This window comes from Vibrio sp. Y29_XK_CS5 (genome assembly GCF_024181835.1).
GTDB lineage: Bacteria > Pseudomonadota > Gammaproteobacteria > Enterobacterales > Vibrionaceae > Vibrio > Vibrio harveyi.
Genome location: NZ_JAMZAM010000001.1, coordinates 2163699 through 2179131, shown reverse-complemented (window position 1 = coordinate 2179131; position 15433 = coordinate 2163699). Strand labels below are relative to the sequence as shown.

Annotated in this window: 14 protein-coding genes; 8 read left to right on the top strand and 6 right to left on the bottom strand. The window is 45.7% G+C overall.

Translation table 11 applies throughout. The annotated features are described in order from the left end of the window. The first annotated feature begins 37 nt into the window (after positions 1 to 37). Positions 38 to 2812 (top strand): amylo-alpha-1,6-glucosidase, encoded by a 2775-nt coding sequence (locus NL647_RS09785; protein ID WP_253650072.1) that lies wholly within the window; start codon positions 38 to 40, stop codon positions 2810 to 2812. A gap of 62 nt (positions 2813 to 2874) precedes the next feature. Here NL647_RS09785 and NL647_RS09780 read toward each other — a convergent pair whose 3' ends face one another. Both NL647_RS09780 and NL647_RS09775 read right to left on the bottom strand, forming a co-directional pair. Further along, a complete protein-coding gene (locus NL647_RS09780; RefSeq protein ID WP_253650071.1) occupies positions 2875 to 3786 on the bottom strand; it encodes a MalM family protein in 912 nt (303 codons plus the stop codon). 95 nt (positions 3787 to 3881) lie between these two features. Next, on the bottom strand, positions 3882 to 5270 hold the full coding sequence (locus tag NL647_RS09775) for a carbohydrate porin (protein ID WP_005450008.1): 1389 nt from the start codon (positions 5268 to 5270) through the stop codon (positions 3882 to 3884). 473 nt (positions 5271 to 5743) lie between these two features. Here NL647_RS09775 and NL647_RS09770 point away from each other — a divergent pair, with 473 nt between their 5' ends. Further along, positions 5744 to 6439 carry a VC0807 family protein gene (locus NL647_RS09770; protein ID WP_005450007.1) on the top strand — a complete coding sequence of 232 codons (696 nt, stop codon included), beginning with the start codon at positions 5744 to 5746 and terminating at the stop codon, positions 6437 to 6439. Positions 6440 to 6534: 95 nt separating this feature from the next. Here NL647_RS09770 and NL647_RS09765 read toward each other — a convergent pair whose 3' ends face one another. Then, positions 6535 to 8568 (bottom strand): TonB-dependent receptor, encoded by a 2034-nt coding sequence (locus tag NL647_RS09765; protein WP_053049242.1) that lies wholly within the window; start codon positions 8566 to 8568, stop codon positions 6535 to 6537. Between the two features lie 275 nt (positions 8569 to 8843). On the opposite strand from NL647_RS09765, the gene NL647_RS09760 reads away from it, so the two are divergent. From NL647_RS09760 to NL647_RS09750, 3 genes are all read left to right on the top strand, one after another. Then, positions 8844 to 9248: a helix-turn-helix transcriptional regulator gene (locus NL647_RS09760; RefSeq protein WP_045485874.1), complete on the top strand. Its 405-nt coding sequence runs from the start codon at positions 8844 to 8846 to the stop codon at positions 9246 to 9248. Between the two features lie 60 nt (positions 9249 to 9308). Further along, on the top strand, positions 9309 to 9698 hold the full coding sequence (locus NL647_RS09755) for a VOC family protein (RefSeq protein WP_005450004.1): 390 nt from the start codon (positions 9309 to 9311) through the stop codon (positions 9696 to 9698). A 190-nt stretch (positions 9699 to 9888) separates the two neighbouring features. Next, positions 9889 to 10974: a methyl-accepting chemotaxis protein gene (locus NL647_RS09750; RefSeq protein ID WP_009695860.1), complete on the top strand. Its 1086-nt coding sequence runs from the start codon at positions 9889 to 9891 to the stop codon at positions 10972 to 10974. A 105-nt stretch (positions 10975 to 11079) separates the two neighbouring features. Here the strand turns inward: NL647_RS09750 and NL647_RS09745 are convergent, their stop codons facing one another. Then, positions 11080 to 12090, bottom strand: coding sequence for a zinc-dependent alcohol dehydrogenase family protein (locus NL647_RS09745; protein WP_253650070.1), 1011 nt, complete (start codon positions 12088 to 12090; stop codon positions 11080 to 11082). Positions 12091 to 12185: 95 nt separating this feature from the next. After that, positions 12186 to 12785, bottom strand: coding sequence for a LysE family translocator (locus NL647_RS09740; protein ID WP_009695858.1), 600 nt, complete (start codon positions 12783 to 12785; stop codon positions 12186 to 12188). Between the two features lie 121 nt (positions 12786 to 12906). Between NL647_RS09740 and NL647_RS09735 the strand changes: the two genes are divergently transcribed. Further along, a complete protein-coding gene (locus NL647_RS09735; protein WP_005434199.1) occupies positions 12907 to 13389 on the top strand; it encodes an Lrp/AsnC family transcriptional regulator in 483 nt (160 codons plus the stop codon). 41 nt (positions 13390 to 13430) lie between these two features. Here the strand turns inward: NL647_RS09735 and NL647_RS09730 are convergent, their stop codons facing one another. Further along, complete coding sequence (locus NL647_RS09730) at positions 13431 to 14246, bottom strand: helix-turn-helix transcriptional regulator (protein ID WP_061066116.1); 816 nt, start codon at positions 14244 to 14246, stop codon at positions 13431 to 13433. Positions 14247 to 14330: 84 nt separating this feature from the next. Between NL647_RS09730 and NL647_RS09725 the strand changes: the two genes are divergently transcribed. Beyond that, the gene (locus tag NL647_RS09725) at positions 14331 to 14573 is read left to right on the top strand and encodes a hypothetical protein (RefSeq protein WP_253650069.1); all 243 of its coding nucleotides are present in this window, start codon (positions 14331 to 14333) and stop codon (positions 14571 to 14573) included. A gap of 54 nt (positions 14574 to 14627) precedes the next feature. Next, entirely contained in the window at positions 14628 to 15320 is a 693-nt protein-coding gene (locus NL647_RS09720) for an MOSC domain-containing protein (protein ID WP_253650068.1), read from the top strand. The last annotated feature ends 113 nt before the right edge of the window (positions 15321 to 15433 follow it).

Genomic DNA, 15433 nt, shown 5'->3' with positions numbered 1-15433 from the left:
TTCGCTGTGCCTTTTTTATTTTATGAGACTCTAGAATATGCCCCAATACCCAACGTTATATCTGAAAGGCACATTAAATGGTTGGGGGCTAGATACGCCTTTCCAGCCAATTGATGAGCACCAACTACAAGCTAGCGTAGTTTTCCCAGCCGATAGACACCAATTCAAAATCGCCGATTTGAATGGCAGCGAAGAATGGACGTTCGCCGCAGATGATATTAAAGCAGTGAATATCAGTTTGAATCAAAAGCTCTCGCTTATTCCAACTCAAGGCATTGGTAATGATTTGGTGTTTGAACCAAAACAATCAGGTCGTTATTTGCTGACACTCGACTTCAGCACAGCGTCGCCAAGTCTAAGCGTCAAACCCGCAATGGCAGACACCGCCTCCTTACTCACTCAATCGAAATTCGATCATCTCATCACTTCGCAATCAGGTCCTATCCCCGCCAAATCATTGCCAAGCACAGCCAAAATCCTTCCGCTCGATGAGTTGTTCGAGGCGTTGGCGATCAAGAGCGAAACGCCTTTCCCATTTGTGTTTGGTGATAACCTCGACGGCTACTATGAAGGCACCACACACAGCGCTTTGGGCACGGCACGTTATCGCCATCATCAAGGTTGGTATTTAGGTGGTTTCGCCTCAAGCATTGGCAACGCATTCAACGACAAAACACAGGCGCAGTATGCCTGCTTAATGCCATATGGAATCGAACATCATTATGAGAATGCCAGTAAAGATGGCTTGTCCTTGATCGCAGGGCAACGCCTTGCTGCACTGAATGTGGAATCCACCAGCAGCGAAATGTTGGCACTGTTTCCTGAACTCAACCTCAATCCATCGTACTGCCAAGTAGAAGCGTTGGAAGATTGCCTGCTTATCTCTGTCGATCCAGACATCTGCCCTGAAGACTCACTCTTGTTTATCGCGATCAGCGCAAACCAAAGCTTCCGGGCACAAACGCTCAATGAGAGAGATTCGAACGTCAGTGATAACGTTCTATCCGGCAGCCAAAACATTCAAATTAAGCTCAGTTCAGAGACCACAACGAACCGCTTCACTGCCTACTTTGCTTTCTCCAACAACAAAACCGATGCTATCCAACAAGCACAAAATGCAGCCCTCGAACATGCAGAGTTGAAACATCAAAACGCAGTATTTGAGTTTTTGACCAAGAACTATTTTTGGTGTGACGATCTGGAATACAACCGCGCCGTTATGTGGGCACGATTGGCCAGCCGAACCTTCGTCAATAAAGAGCTGGGTACCGGCATCTGGGCGGGGTTGCCATGGTTTAAAGACTGTTGGGGCAGAGACACCTTTATCGCGCTGCCCGGCACCAGTTTAGTGAATGGCGAGTTTGACGAAGCCCGCGACATCATCACCAACTTTGCTTCGATGCAGTTAGATGATCTGAAAGACAAAAATCATGGTCGAATTCCAAACCGTGTCACCAGCGAGACTAATATCATCTACAACACGACCGACGGCACACCGTGGATGATTCGCGAGATCTTCGAATACATTAACTACTCCGGTGATACACAGTTCGCCCAGCAAATGTTGCCCATCATAGAGCGCTTTATTGAAGGGGTTGAAAAGCACTATCTCGATGATGATGGCTTGATGCGACATCGCGATCCCGATACCTGGATGGACGCCAAGATAAACGGTCAGATCCCATGGTCACCTCGTGGACCGAAAGCCAACGACATCGAAGCATTGTGGTTTGAGAGTCTACAAGTGGCAAACCAACTTGCAAAATGGAATGGTGACCACGCCTTAGCGGAACATTGCCAAACCTTGGCGAACAAAGTGAAAGCCAGCTTTATCGACAAGTTCTGGGATAGCGAATCCATGTGCTTAGCGGATCATCTCAAGCAAGACGATGTGAAAGACGCCAGTATTCGCCCAAACCAGCTAATGACGTTGACCATTCCGACCAGCCAAGCCTTAATTCCAGAGTATATTGGGCAGCACATTGTGAAGAACAGCGTCGAGCATCTGCTTTTCCCTTGGGGCATCTGCTCTTTGCAACAAGAGCACCCAGAATTCCACCCCTATCATGACAACCGCCCTGAGTATCACAAAGATGCGGCATACCATAATGGGACCATTTGGGGTTGGAACGCAGGCTTCACTGTGGGCGCACTTACCCGTTACCAGCAACAGGATTTAGCGTATCAACTGAGCAAAAACTTAGCCCATCAGATTTTATATCAGGGACATCGCGGCACCATGAGCGAAAACTTGGATGCTTACCAAGCGTCTGCGACGTCCGTCATTCAAAGCGGAACTTATGCTCAAGCGTGGTCAGTGTCGGAATTTGCTCGTAACACTCAGCAAGACTATCTCGGCTTTACGCCACAGCTCTCGCGCAACACCATCAAGCTTTGCCCAAGCTTACCATCAACTTGGAAACACCTAAGCGCTCGACTGCCGTTTGGTGATAACAACGCCCTGCATGTTGACGTCGAACAAGCTGAGAAAACCAAATTCTCATTTGAGTTTGAACGCCCTCAACCTGAAGTTCAGTTCATCGTGAAACTGCGCGGTCAGGAATATGAGGTCGGCATTGAAGCCGATGTGCTTGACGGTTCAATTGAGATCGAATGGTACCCAGAATCCGGGCAAATGAAGTGTAATCGTGATGGTGTAAAAACCAGATTAAAACCATTAGCACCAGTTACTTTGTTGGAGGGATTAACCTTCACTCAACCTAACCCAGTACTATCGCACCGAGCGCTTGAGGAAGAGAACTACTTGCTCAACAAGCGTTCTGCAGAAAAGCTATGTATTGCTAGAGACTAAAAAAACTCAGAGGGCGCGAAAGCGCTCTCTGAGGTCCAAAAATAGACACTTTAATAATGGAGTTACTTGTTATCTACGGCGTCAACAAACACTTTCTGTGCGCCGTCGATACCCAATCGGTTGGCTTCTTCTAGCAGCGTCATCGCTTTTGATGTTTGGTTGTTCTTCACTGCTGCTCGAATAGATTCAAAATAATAGGCTTGTGTATCAGCATGAACACTCGTTGATGCCGATTTCGTGTTCGAACTTACTGCTGACGATGTTTGCATGGTTGCTGATGCTGGCGCTGACAATTTTACCGGAGCCACAACAACTGCCGCTTTCTGTGTCTCTGTGGTACGTGAAGGCGCGGCTAACGATAAGGTTTTGATCGCCACTTCCAAAGAGCCAAAAGCTTCATAAGTATATTTCGGGTCGGTCACCATCGGCATTGGCTGACCCAACTCCACAGCACGCTCTTTGGCAGGATGAGGAATTTGAATCGAATCACCTAGCTCGCTTTCATCAGTATAAACAATAAAGTAAGGCGTTTTCTCAACGTCGAGCGTAAAGCTCAGCTGGTATTGAGTGCGTGTAAGCATGCCCGTGGTTTCGATATCAAAGCTATCATGATCATTGATATTCACGATATTGAACGCTTTATCTAAAGTGATCAGCTTAGGCGCGAAAACCTCGCCATTGACCATATGGCTGGCAAGCTGAATATTCACTTTGCTTGAACGCGCTGGCAACTTAAACGCAGCAAAATAGCTGTTCCCTTCAGCGAAGCGACCTACCGGCGAATCCGTATTAATCGAAAACTCAATTTGCTCATTAGTGCCGAGCTCTAACCATGGAAATTCAGAGAAGTTATTGCAGCAAACTGCCGCTTCCGGCACCGATTGCAACGTCGTCGCTTCCAATGTTGGAGAAGCCGCACATGCGGTTAACGCCGAGCTCAACATGAGGGCAAGGATTACACGGTTTTTCTGCATGATTTATCTCTCTTTCTCAAGGTAAAACAGATCTGCTAAACAATCATTCAAAAGCAAACAAGGCAGCGCTATTCGCTGCCTTTTGCAAAGTGTGGTTAGAACCAAATTTCGGTGTGAACACCAATCACGGTTTCATTTTTACCATCCTCGATGCCAATCTGACGCGCGCTCGCTTCATCATCAGCGGTAATGTAGCTCACGTAAGGTTTGATTTGAGGACGACCAAAGTAGTCTGCGTTTACAGTAAACGCCGCCGCGAGTTCGATGTTGTAAATATCACTTTCGACATCATCCCCTGTACGTCCCCAGTAGCCTTCAGCCCCTTCTTCATGACCATAAGACGCCGTCATCTCAAGACGAAGGTTATCGTTCACTTTATAAGAAGGACGGACAGCCACAAGGTAGCGTTTTAAGTCATCAGCACCAAACAGTTGGTCGAGTGCACCGATATAGGTAATTTCAGAACCCATCTGCCAGTTTTCAGAGATGTTTAGCACACCGTAAGAAGTGAAGAATAGAGATTCAGCTTTATCGTCACCGCCAGACCAACCACCAAAGTTCACGCCACGGTTTTGCGCGACACCTTTACCGTAGGCAAGTGCGTTTTGCGTCCAACCGTCTAAGCCGTAGTAACTCGTGTTCAAAGTAATTGCAGCGCCAAAGCCATCATCTGAAGAATTGTCTTTGCCTTCTTGCTGCATGTATTTAAAGTCGAAATCTACGCTACCGAAGCCCACATCTACGCCATAGTAGTAGAAATCCAAAGTAGAAACGGTAGTGCGCTCAGCATTGGCTTTAACAATCTCACACGTCGACGCATTGCTGTTGTCTTCACACACCAACACATCTGGTGCGCCTGCGTCTGGATCGGCAATCACATACGCGATACCTGCGGTGTTGCCAGCGAGCTTAGTTTGAATACCGGCACCAACACCTGATGACTGCTTCCAGAACTCACCAGATAACAGACCAGACGCACGATTTAGGAAGCGTTGACCACCCCAAATCGAGGTGTCTTCCCCAAAGTAAGGCAGTGCACCGATTTCAACAAACGCTTCCTTCACTTCAAACTGTGCAGTGGTATTGTCTTTTTGGCTACCCGCAGAAGAGTAGGCATAAGAGTTGCCGTTGCCATATTCAGAGCGAACAACAAAGTCAGACCAAACACCGTTCGCGTGCTCAGTATGCTTTTTGATGATGAATTCAACTTGGTTGGTACTCTTACCGTGTGTACCTGCTGTTTTGTAATCTGGTTTGCCAAATTCAGTATCCACTGATTTGCCATCAACAGTTCTAAAGTTCATTGACGCATAGCCGAAGATTTCCCAACCATCAGCGATAACATCGGTACCATTTACTTTTTCAACAACGGGTGCGGCTTCATCACCAGCGATCACATCTAACGCCACTTCGGTCTCAGCAAAGACGGCACCTGTCATTAAAACAGATGTAATTGCGGCAGCCACTGCACTTACTTTTTTCATTCTAAACTCCGATACGGACAACTAAATTCGTGTGCTTCTCTTGCGGAAAGCATTGCTGTTTCTATGACGTATGATGGAGTGAAAAATAAGCGGCTAAAAATTGATTTAATTGACGATGATATTGCTATTTTTTATATCAGAGCGGTTTGAGATGGATTTTAAAAGCATTGATAGAATCAATTACAACGTAATGCGCGTTAAACGAACTAAGAATGATTCACGGTAAATAGTAAGGAAGATGAGAATTTGTGAACACTGCCAAATTTAGCGTTTTAAGCGCACGGCGGTTTTGAGATCACGATGCAGCACATATTTGCCCCGCCAAACACAACTTACGGAAATAAAGCAATATTACCGTCCCATTTCATAAGTCGTTACACAACTCGGGGCTTTAAGACTTTACATCTGGCGCAAGGAGTAGAACACTTCTCACAAAGTAAAACCCAAGCCGACATAGTAGAGTCAGTAAAATTATGAGTAACACCACGGCGAAAAAGTCGAATCCATTATTCGAAGTCCTGTTTAACGTCATCATCCCTTCCTTCATTTTGATGAAGTTCAGCGGTGAAGAACACCTAGGTACAGCAATGGCACTCGTTGTTGCCTTGGCGTTCCCATTGGTTTATGGCGGCATGGATCTTATCCGCAACAAGAAATTCAACTTCATTTCTGCACTTGGTTTTATCAGTGTGCTGTTAACCGGTGGTATTGGCTTGTTAGAGCTAGACACACGTTGGTTAGCGTTAAAAGAGGCGTTGATTCCAGGTCTGATAGGTATTGCAGTGTTAGGCTCAACCTTCACTCGTTATCCGCTAATGCAAAAGCTTGTATTGAACGATACCATCTTGAACCTACAACTGATTAACGAACGTTTAGAGCAGAATGGTAAAACGCAAGCATTTGAGCGTTGCCTGATGTCGTCGAACTATCTGTTCGCTAGCACCTTCGCTTTCTCATCTGCGATGAACTATTTTCTAGCAACTTGGATTGTGACTAGTCCATCGGGCACAGCGGCGTTCAATGAAGAGTTGGGTAAGCTCACCCTTTACAGCTACCCAATGATTGCTATCCCAAGTATGTTGATGATGTTTGGTATTTTCTACTACATCTGGCGTCAAGTTCGCGCGATGACGTCGCTAGAAACCGAGCAGATCTTCCATACCAAGTAATGCTTGTTGCACCTTGATAGGCAAAGTTAGATAAAAAGAACCCCGATAATTGATAACCAATTATCGGGGTTTTGTTTTTAAGAGTGATTTATCGCTTAGAAGCTGTAAGCTACTGACGCTTTGAAGTTACGACCAGCTTCGTAGCTAGTGTACTTATCTGAACCCCAAGAAATACCAAAGCCTGTATGCTCTGCGTACTGCTTGTTGAATAGGTTGTCTACCGCTAGGTTAAGTGACAGGTCTTTTGCAAAATCTGGTACGTAAGCCGCCCATAGGTTGTGCGTTGCAAAACCTGCACGTTCAATCTTGTCACCATCTTCGTCTTTGTAATCATTACCCGGAACGAAACGTGAATCCCAGCCGAACACAAACTCGCTGGTTAGATCGTACTTGAAGCCCGCCTTGATGTTATGGATACCAGTTTTGTTCATGTGGCTCTTCTTGCCATTCTTCAGGCTCGTTTGCTCACCATCAGAGTATGAGTGGTTTGCGTAAAGCGCGAAGTCTTCAATGCTGTAGGTGAATACCGTCTCTACACCCCAAACTTCAACATCGTATTGGTTTACCAAAGTTGTGTTGTTTTTGGTTGGGTGCATTTGGTTATCTAGATCATACTGGTAAGCAGTAAAACCAAGGATTGCATCGTCTGCCATCAGCAAACCAGACATGTCGTAATCAAAGCCTGCTTCGTAGTTGTTACCCGTCATCGCTTTGGTATCAGACTGTTTAACATCGCTCGCCGCTTTCATGGTTAGCGTTTCTGGCAATGAAGCCCCTTTGAATAGACGACCGTAACCAATACGAAGTTTTAGGTTGTCTGTGGTTTGGTATTCACCTTGGAACTTAGGCGATAGTTGATCGTATTTACCTTTAAACACGCCACCCAGCTCATGAACATCGTAGCGAAGACCAGTTACGAAACGGAAGTCATTAATCTCAAACGCATCTTGAGCGTAAATACCGTAAGCCGTTACAGTACCGCCATCCATGTCGTAGTTCTTCGTTTGACCTTGTTTTGAACCTGAGGTGTAGTGACCTAAACCAGAGTCAATCCACTGCTCCGCTTTGTAGCCTTCGAAACCGTAAGTCAGCTCGTGTTCACCAACCCAAGAGATATTGCGGACGTCACCACCAATGGTCGTCACGTTGTATTCGCGATCAGGAATCGATAGGTCACCATCTTTGGTGAATTCCCAAGCGCCGTTCACCTTCTTCCAATCGCCGTACTCTTCGACTAACGCGTCGCGTTCCATGTATTGACGGTTGTAGTACAAGTTGGTTTTTAGGTTAACCAAGTCGCTTCCATTATCGAAACGGTGCTCGAACGTCACGGTATCACGGTTAAGTGAGTTGTAGTTGTGATCATCATGCAGGTAAAGTGCGCCTGCTTTTTCACCCGATAGCTGACGCTTACCGCCATCTTGGTAGGTGTTAAAAGTAAGCTTAAATTCATTAGCATCGTTTGGAACAAAGACTAGCTTCACCAAGCCAGATTTCAGTTCACCTTGCTTTGAAGTCACGTCATCTTTACCAGGAATGTAAAGATCGCCGTCTTCTGAGTAATTGATGATACCCATCAACTGAAGTTCATCATTCAACTGCGCGTAAACCGCAACATTCGTCGTGAAGCGCTCATAAGCCGTTTGATACCCCGTTTTAACGCGAGCACCGACGCTTTCGCCTTCCGAAAGTAGATCGCTGGGATCTTTCGTTTCGTATTTAAATGAGCCGTTAATCGCACCAGCACCAGACAGTACAGAGTTACCACCTAGCGTGATTTCAGCTAACTTAAGCATCGCAGGATCGAACGTTTGGTCGCCCGAGTGGTGGAATAGCTGACCTTCTTGACGCGCACCATCAATGGTTACGACAGAGAATTTGTCTTCCATACCGCGAATGTAAACTTTACGAGAGTAACGAGCGTTACCGTCAACCGTAACACTCGGCATGGTGTTCAATACGTCTTTAATATCCGACGCTTGTTTGAGCTCTAACGTTTCAGCGTTAATCTCAGTTTGAACAAGTTGATCAAGGGCAGAACCGACAACAACAATATTTTCATCGGAAGCGTGAGCAGCAAAAGAGGCAATGGCAACGGTGATGGCTGCTGATAGTGACTTCAGTTTCATAATACTACTTATATTTTATAAACAACAACGTGGTGCGAAGCATAATACACAACATTAATGATAATTAATCTCATTTACATTCTTTACGTTAATGAGTGATTTATTTTTATTCAGAATGAACCAGGCATCGTCAGTAAGTCACTCAACAGAAAAGAGCAAAAAAGTGCGAGGAAGTGGGTGTTGGACGGTTTTGAGTAAAGTGAGAAGTAGATAACCTCCACGAATCTGCTTCCAGTGTTAGACTAAAACCACTCTCTTTCGCTTTGTGAAATACGATGCCATCTCGCCCAAAAACCTTTTATGAACAAGAAATCGATCGCGTGTACAACGAGATGCCGTTGAGCCCAAAACAGTACCTCCTGATCAGGCAGTCCAAGGCATTTATGGAAAAGCATCACTCAGAAAACATCGAGCTAAACGACTTAGCCAAAGCGGCTTTTATGTCACGCTTTCACTATGTGCGGATTTTCAAACAGATGTATGGTGTCACGCCGCGAAGCTATTTAAGGGATATGCGGATTAAAAAAGCCAAAGTGCTGCTCAAGGAAGGTCACTCGATTACGGATACTTGTTTTCAGGTTGGCTATGAGAGCTTAACCACGTTTTCGAGTGTCTTTAGAAAGAGCACAGGTTACTCCCCCAAAGCGTTTCAAAAAATATATAAAAGCAATCTAGAATAAGTTTTTGAGCCAAGCTTTCGCTATCTTTTACTTATTCCAAAACAGTAAAGGTGAATACCCGTGATCAGAATTTCCCTAACCAGCGTTCCTGTTAACGATCAAGATAGAGCTCTCGATTTCTATACCAATATCCTTGGTTTCATTAAAAAAACAGAAGTACCAATTGGTGAGCACAAATGGCTAACAGTGGTCTCTCCACAAGAGCAATCTGGCGTGGAATTATTGTTAGAACCGATGGCATTTGGTCCAGCAAAAATATACCAAGACGCGTTGAAAGAAGCCGGAATCCCATGGACGTCGTTTGCGGTCGATGACCTGAATAAAGAATATGCAAGATTAACTGAGCTTGGCGTGCAGTTCTCAATTGAGCCACGAGAAGCAGGCACGGTCATGATTGCGGTACTTGACGATACCTGTGGTAACTACATCCAATTGATGCAAGAGCTTTAAAAACGGCTCATGAGCGGATAGAAAGAACAGAGGTTATCAGGTAAGCAACAAAATCTGAGACCTCTTGTTTGTATAAAGCCCTACCGAAAAAGTGTGATTACACCAAGCAAAGATATGAAAGTGATCGTGTATTCGATATCCAACTCGATTAGCATGGATTTTTTAACATCCTGTCACATTTATAGAACCTATGTTTGGATTAAAACGAATCAAATCAGAAAATGAGCTGCTAAAGCAAGAATTAGCAGACCTCAAACAGAAGTACCAAACTGACGTTGCTGCTCTGGAAAATCAGCTCCAAGAGGCTCAGCAGCTTGTTCGCTCCGCTCAACAGGAACACCACAATAGTGATGAGTTGATGTCGAGCAGTTTGAAAGGTGGAGATATGCTCCAAACCATTCGAACAGAGATGGTGGAGAGTGCGCAATCTATGGCGCATGAAAACCAAGAACTGCAACAACTAGATGAAATGTTTAAGCAGACTCATCAAGCTCTTGCTCGTCTTGATAACCGAGCCGTGAAGATCAGTACGCAAGCCTCACAAAGCATTGAATCTGTTCAAATATTAGATAAAACTGCCACTTCTATTTCCCTTCTTGTATCGACTATTCAAGAGATTTCTGACCAAACGAATTTGTTGGCATTAAATGCAGCGATTGAAGCAGCACGAGCCGGTGAAGCAGGCCGCGGATTTGCCGTGGTGGCAGATGAGGTAAGAAACCTTGCAGGCAAAGCCAGCGAAGCCAGTGAGCAGATTGATTCTTTGGTTAACCAAGTACTAACGCAAGTGAACGCAATTAAAACCTCGATTGATGAAAACCAAACTTGTGCTGAGGAAGTGTCTGCCTCTTCTGCGCAGATTGGTTCTATTGTCAACGAAGTGGTCGTGAAATCGGAACACATGCAACAGGTGATCCACATTGCTTCCACACGCGCTTTCTTGGATACGGTCAAACTCGACCACGCTATTTGGAAGAACAATATCTATCGTCTCCTACAAAAAGGCGCGTTTGGTGAAACCGTTAATAGCCACTCTGAGTGTCGCTTGGGTCAGTGGTACTACCGTGGCGATGGCAAGGCTTACAGCCACTTAAGAAGCTATGCATTGCTTGAAGAACCACACAAAGGCGTGCATGACGGTGGACGTGAAGCAATGAGCCAAGCCAAATCTGGCAACATGGCAGGCATGGTGACTGCAATTAACGCCATGGAAGACGCCAGCGAACAAGTCGTAGTACAAATCGATCGCCTAATGGATGAAATCATCGCGAGTTAAAGGCACCTCAATTGCTCTTGGCTAGAACACAAAAGGGATGGTGAATGCCATCCCTTTTTTATTCTTCAATTTACCCAGTAACCTCAAGGTGTTTGAATACATCTACTACATGGTCAGAATGATTTTGCCTTGCAGCGTGACCGACTCATCTTTTATCAGCTCGAAGGCACGTTGGAACTGTTCTAACGGAAGATAGCAATCCACATCGAGTTGTATCTGGTGTTCCATAAAGTGTTCTAGCATCTCAGCAAAGATTTGCTTACGAACGGTCTTACCAACTGACTCTTCCCAATAGCGCAAAAAGAACGTACTGAAGTCGATATTGTTTTGCTTCATACAAGCGAAGAAAGCTGGCTCATAAGGGGTGAGTGAAAGCGTTCCATAGTTGATGTATATTCCCGAATTACGCGCAATTTGGATGAGTTCTGTACCCAACTTGCCGCCAATGGCATCGAATGCAACATTGGGTTGAGGCAGGTCTCGGGCATCGATTTGAGACTGCAGATCTTGCTTGCTATCTAACACTGCAATGGAATCGAATGGATAACGCTCTGGCGCGGAGCTTATCGCAATTAAAGTAAATCCAAGTGAGTGCGACAACTGAGCGAAGATCTTACCAATCGCAGAATTGCCCGCGTTGATGATCACCACGTCATCTTTACCTAACTTGGCAACGTGAGTGGTGATCACCCAAGCCGTCAGGGCATTGATATACAACTGGCAAGCATAGCCGCTCTCAAGATCTTCCGGCACTACAAAGACATTCTCCTCAGGCGCATCGACATAGCTTTGCCAAGCCCCACTCTGTGCCACCAGCACCTTTTGCCCAATTTGAAATTCAGTTTGATGCGGATCGTTTATCTCAACCACTCGCCCTACCGCTTCAAAGCCTGGGACTCGCGGCGGTACATGGGTGCGACGATACTGCCCTACTCCCTGAATCGACAATCGGTCACTTGGATTAATGTTTGTGGCTTCGATTTGCACACGAACTTTATCCAAAGCCAGTGGCTCTAGCTCAACATACTCCATCACCAATGATACACTTGGCGAACCAAAGCTCAGTTGATTAACGCGAGTGTTTGTCTTATGCGAGTTGGTCTTGGTTAAGCTCATTTGGATACCACGGGACTGCTAGAGGAAGTATGGCGCGCCATAGCGAAACGGGTATATAACGTTTTCTCGGCGCGCACGTCAAATTGGATAAGAGCTTAAACGGGCTGACTCAGCATAAACACCACCACTAAAGCGAGGCTGCTGCCCATGCATCGGTTTACCCACACCACCTTTTGTGGTGACTGAATAAAGCGGTTCAATACGGTGCCAAAGTACGCCCACGCAAACATCCCCAGCACACCGGTTCCTACCATCACGCTGATAATGATCACCACTTGAGTCAGGTAATCATTGTTTGGCGAGATAAATTGAGAGAACACCGTCAGCGATGCAACCCAACTTTTGGGATTTAGAATTTGCACCCAAACGCCAGATAAAAAGCCAGACTTTTTCGCATTCAAATCGTTGTCGAGTTCCATTGTGGCAATCGACCATGCGAGATACAGCAGGTAGGCCGCACCAATCCACTTCAACGCTGTGTACAAATCTGGGTAAAGGGTAAACAAACTGACAAGCCCCACACTTGCACCAACCAACATGATGATCACCCCGACTGCATTGCCCAATACAAACGGCACGGTCGCAGAAAACCCATATCGGCTTGAAATACCTAACAGCGCGACGTTACCTGCTCCCGGCGTTAAAGAAATAGAAACGGCAAACAACAAAAATGCCGCTAGCAATTGAGCACTCATGCACTCTCTCCCAAAAAGTAATCAACGAATATGGGAAACAGTTTAACGATTTGGGTAGAAAGAAAATTGCTATCTGCGCTACGATAAAAGTCAATTTGAGCAGACTATTTCTAAAACAATTATGAAAAAGAAAGAATCCACCAACTTTGAATTAGATAGTACTGATTTCGCCATCCTTGACCATATTCAGAAAGATGGTCGCATGAGCAATTCTAAGCTTGCCGAGACCGTCAACCTGAGTGAAACACCCTGCTGGCGACGCTGGAAGAAAATGGAAGAGGAAGGTTACATTGAGGGTTACGCTGCAAAGCTGAACCGTAAAAAACTCGGTTTCCAAGTTTCTGGTTTTACTCTGGTTACCCTCGGTAGTCATGAGGTAGAAAACACCACGCCTTTTGAAGACTTTGTCGCAGAAACCGATTGGATCTTAATGTGTCACTGCATTGCAGGCAGCGCGGATTATATGGTGCAAGTGGTGGCTCGAGACTTAGACGAATACTTTGACCACATCAGTGCTATTCGCCGCGTGAAAGGCATCAGCGCCATTCAATCTAACGTCTCCGTAAAGGAAATTAAGAGTACTTTCCAGTTACCGTTAGAGTAGTGTGATGGACGAGACTGATTTCGTGGGCAAGATTGGACTCACTATCCCCGTCGACCATTCACGCGAAACTGTTGTGGGGTGACATCAAAATAGGCTTTAAACGCTTTGATGTAAGAAGAGTCGTTTTGATACCCCACTTGATCGGCAATGCTTTGGATCGAGAGCTCTTCATCTAGCAAAGAGAGCGAATAAATCAGCCGAATTTGTTGCCGCCAAAGTTGAAATGAGGTGTTGAACTCTTTGGAGAACAGGCGCGACAATGTTCGCTCAGATGCGCCTACTGTCTCTCCCCACTGTTTGAGTGACCAATCCAATGCTGGCGTGTCGGTCAGCGCTTCAAATATCAGCTTTAAGCGTCGGTCTTCTGGCAGCAGTAACTGAAAGGTCTGCACGTTATCTTTCATGATTTGATCATGCAACACGCCAAGCAATCGTGATACTTCCTCATCACTCACGAGCCCTTCGCACTGGCGGCGTATTTCCTGTAACAACTCGTTTAAGAACGGCGTGAGAGTGATGGTTCTAACTTGATGCTCGTACTCAGTACCAAACTTAGGGTTTAGATAGATACCGACAAATGTCGTATGGCTTAGCGCGATGGATTCATGTTGAATACCCGCAGGTACAAACAGCGCAGAGGTATGAGGCACAAGGTGTTGGTAGTGATCGGTTTTGGTTTGTAATAACCCTTTGATCGGGAAGATGACTTGATGCCATGTGTGTTGGTGCATCGCATCAATGTAACCTTTGGGCATGTCGATGGTCTTAACCAAAGCTGGTGAATGAGGATTGGCAGCCATCATCTCATTGGAGGTCATGACACCGGAGTGAGAATCGATTTGGCGGGTTGGCATTATTAACTGTCCTTACATCCCTACTCTGACACAAGTTCACTAGGCTATCATGCTCGGCAAAGTGAATGAAGCCGTGAGGTGCGACGTATGCGATATCAAGTTGAAATATCCAAAGAAAACCAACTCTTAATCAAAGTCGATATTGATAACATCAACCAAGACAAGTGCGAAGCATTGCTTGAAACCGTGTTAACCAAGTTTCCTAAAGCGGAAGGTTATCAACGTCATGTGTTGGTTTCAGATAGCGAAACGCGTTACTTAAAAAGCACAGAAAAGCGCATTGAAGTACTGGCAGCGATTCCGGTATTCAAATCATTGGGTGAGCGATAACGTGATTTTGTCTCACGCCGTTTGGCAAATCAGTTTTAGCGATAAGGAAAGAATATGAAGAAGTTAGGCGTAGTTAACAGCGTATTAGCAGGTAAAACCGTTGCCTTTGCACACGGTGCGAAAAGTGCGATTAACAAACAGGTTCTACCGCAGCGCCAGCACGCAACAGAACTGGGTTTTACCAGTGACGAACAAGGCGATCCGCGCTTTCATGGTGGGATTCAAAAAGCCCTTCATATTTACCCAAGTGAGCACTATCCGGTTTGGCAGCAAGAGCTGGGCGACAAAGCGATTTTCCAAGCAGCTGGCGCGTTCGGCGAAAACTTAAGCTCAAGTGGCGTAACAGAAGAATCCATTTGCTTGAAAGATAAGATCCGCATCGGCTCAACCTTGTTAGAAGTATCCCAAGGGCGCATGCCTTGCTGGAAACTCAACGTGCGCTTCGAGCAAAACGACATGGCGAGAAGACTGCAAGACACGCTTCGAACAGGCTGGTACTTCCGAGTGTTGCAAGAAGGCGATATCGGCGCAGGTGACGAAATTATTCTATGCGAAAGACCTTACCCAGACTGGTCATTGGCTCGCATCATGGGCGCAGTATTTACTGGTTGCCTAGATAAAACGGAGCTAAGCCAGCTAGCGGAACTTCCATTGGTTGAATCTTGGGGCAAGCTTGTCGAACGCCGCTTAGAAACCGGTGAAGTCGAAGATTGGGAAATGCGTTTGGTTGGTCCGACTGCGGATTAACTTCCTTTCTGACTTCCCGATAGATCGGAGCATATCCCTTGCAATATTAGCCCCACAACCAAGTCAGTGGGGCTTTTGCTTTTTAGTCGTTCAATACAGCAAATCTGTATTTA

What these genes read in the sequence shown, in the direction of transcription:
- NL647_RS09785 (WP_253650072.1), top strand. Translation starts at nt 38, where the DNA reads ATGCCCCAATACCCAACGTTATATCTGAAAGGCACATTAAATGGTTGG.
- NL647_RS09780 (WP_253650071.1), bottom strand. Translation starts at nt 3,786, where the DNA reads ATGCAGAAAAACCGTGTAATCCTTGCCCTCATGTTGAGCTCGGCGTTA.
- NL647_RS09775 (WP_005450008.1), bottom strand. Translation starts at nt 5,270, where the DNA reads ATGAAAAAAGTAAGTGCAGTGGCTGCCGCAATTACATCTGTTTTAATG.
- NL647_RS09770 (WP_005450007.1), top strand. Translation starts at nt 5,744, where the DNA reads ATGAGTAACACCACGGCGAAAAAGTCGAATCCATTATTCGAAGTCCTG.
- NL647_RS09765 (WP_053049242.1), bottom strand. Translation starts at nt 8,568, where the DNA reads ATGAAACTGAAGTCACTATCAGCAGCCATCACCGTTGCCATTGCCTCT.
- NL647_RS09760 (WP_045485874.1), top strand. Translation starts at nt 8,844, where the DNA reads ATGCCATCTCGCCCAAAAACCTTTTATGAACAAGAAATCGATCGCGTG.
- NL647_RS09750 (WP_009695860.1), top strand. Translation starts at nt 9,889, where the DNA reads ATGTTTGGATTAAAACGAATCAAATCAGAAAATGAGCTGCTAAAGCAA.
- NL647_RS09745 (WP_253650070.1), bottom strand. Translation starts at nt 12,090, where the DNA reads ATGAGCTTAACCAAGACCAACTCGCATAAGACAAACACTCGCGTTAAT.
- NL647_RS09740 (WP_009695858.1), bottom strand. Translation starts at nt 12,785, where the DNA reads ATGAGTGCTCAATTGCTAGCGGCATTTTTGTTGTTTGCCGTTTCTATT.
- NL647_RS09735 (WP_005434199.1), top strand. Translation starts at nt 12,907, where the DNA reads ATGAAAAAGAAAGAATCCACCAACTTTGAATTAGATAGTACTGATTTC.
- NL647_RS09725 (WP_253650069.1), top strand. Translation starts at nt 14,331, where the DNA reads ATGCGATATCAAGTTGAAATATCCAAAGAAAACCAACTCTTAATCAAA.
- NL647_RS09720 (WP_253650068.1), top strand. Translation starts at nt 14,628, where the DNA reads ATGAAGAAGTTAGGCGTAGTTAACAGCGTATTAGCAGGTAAAACCGTT.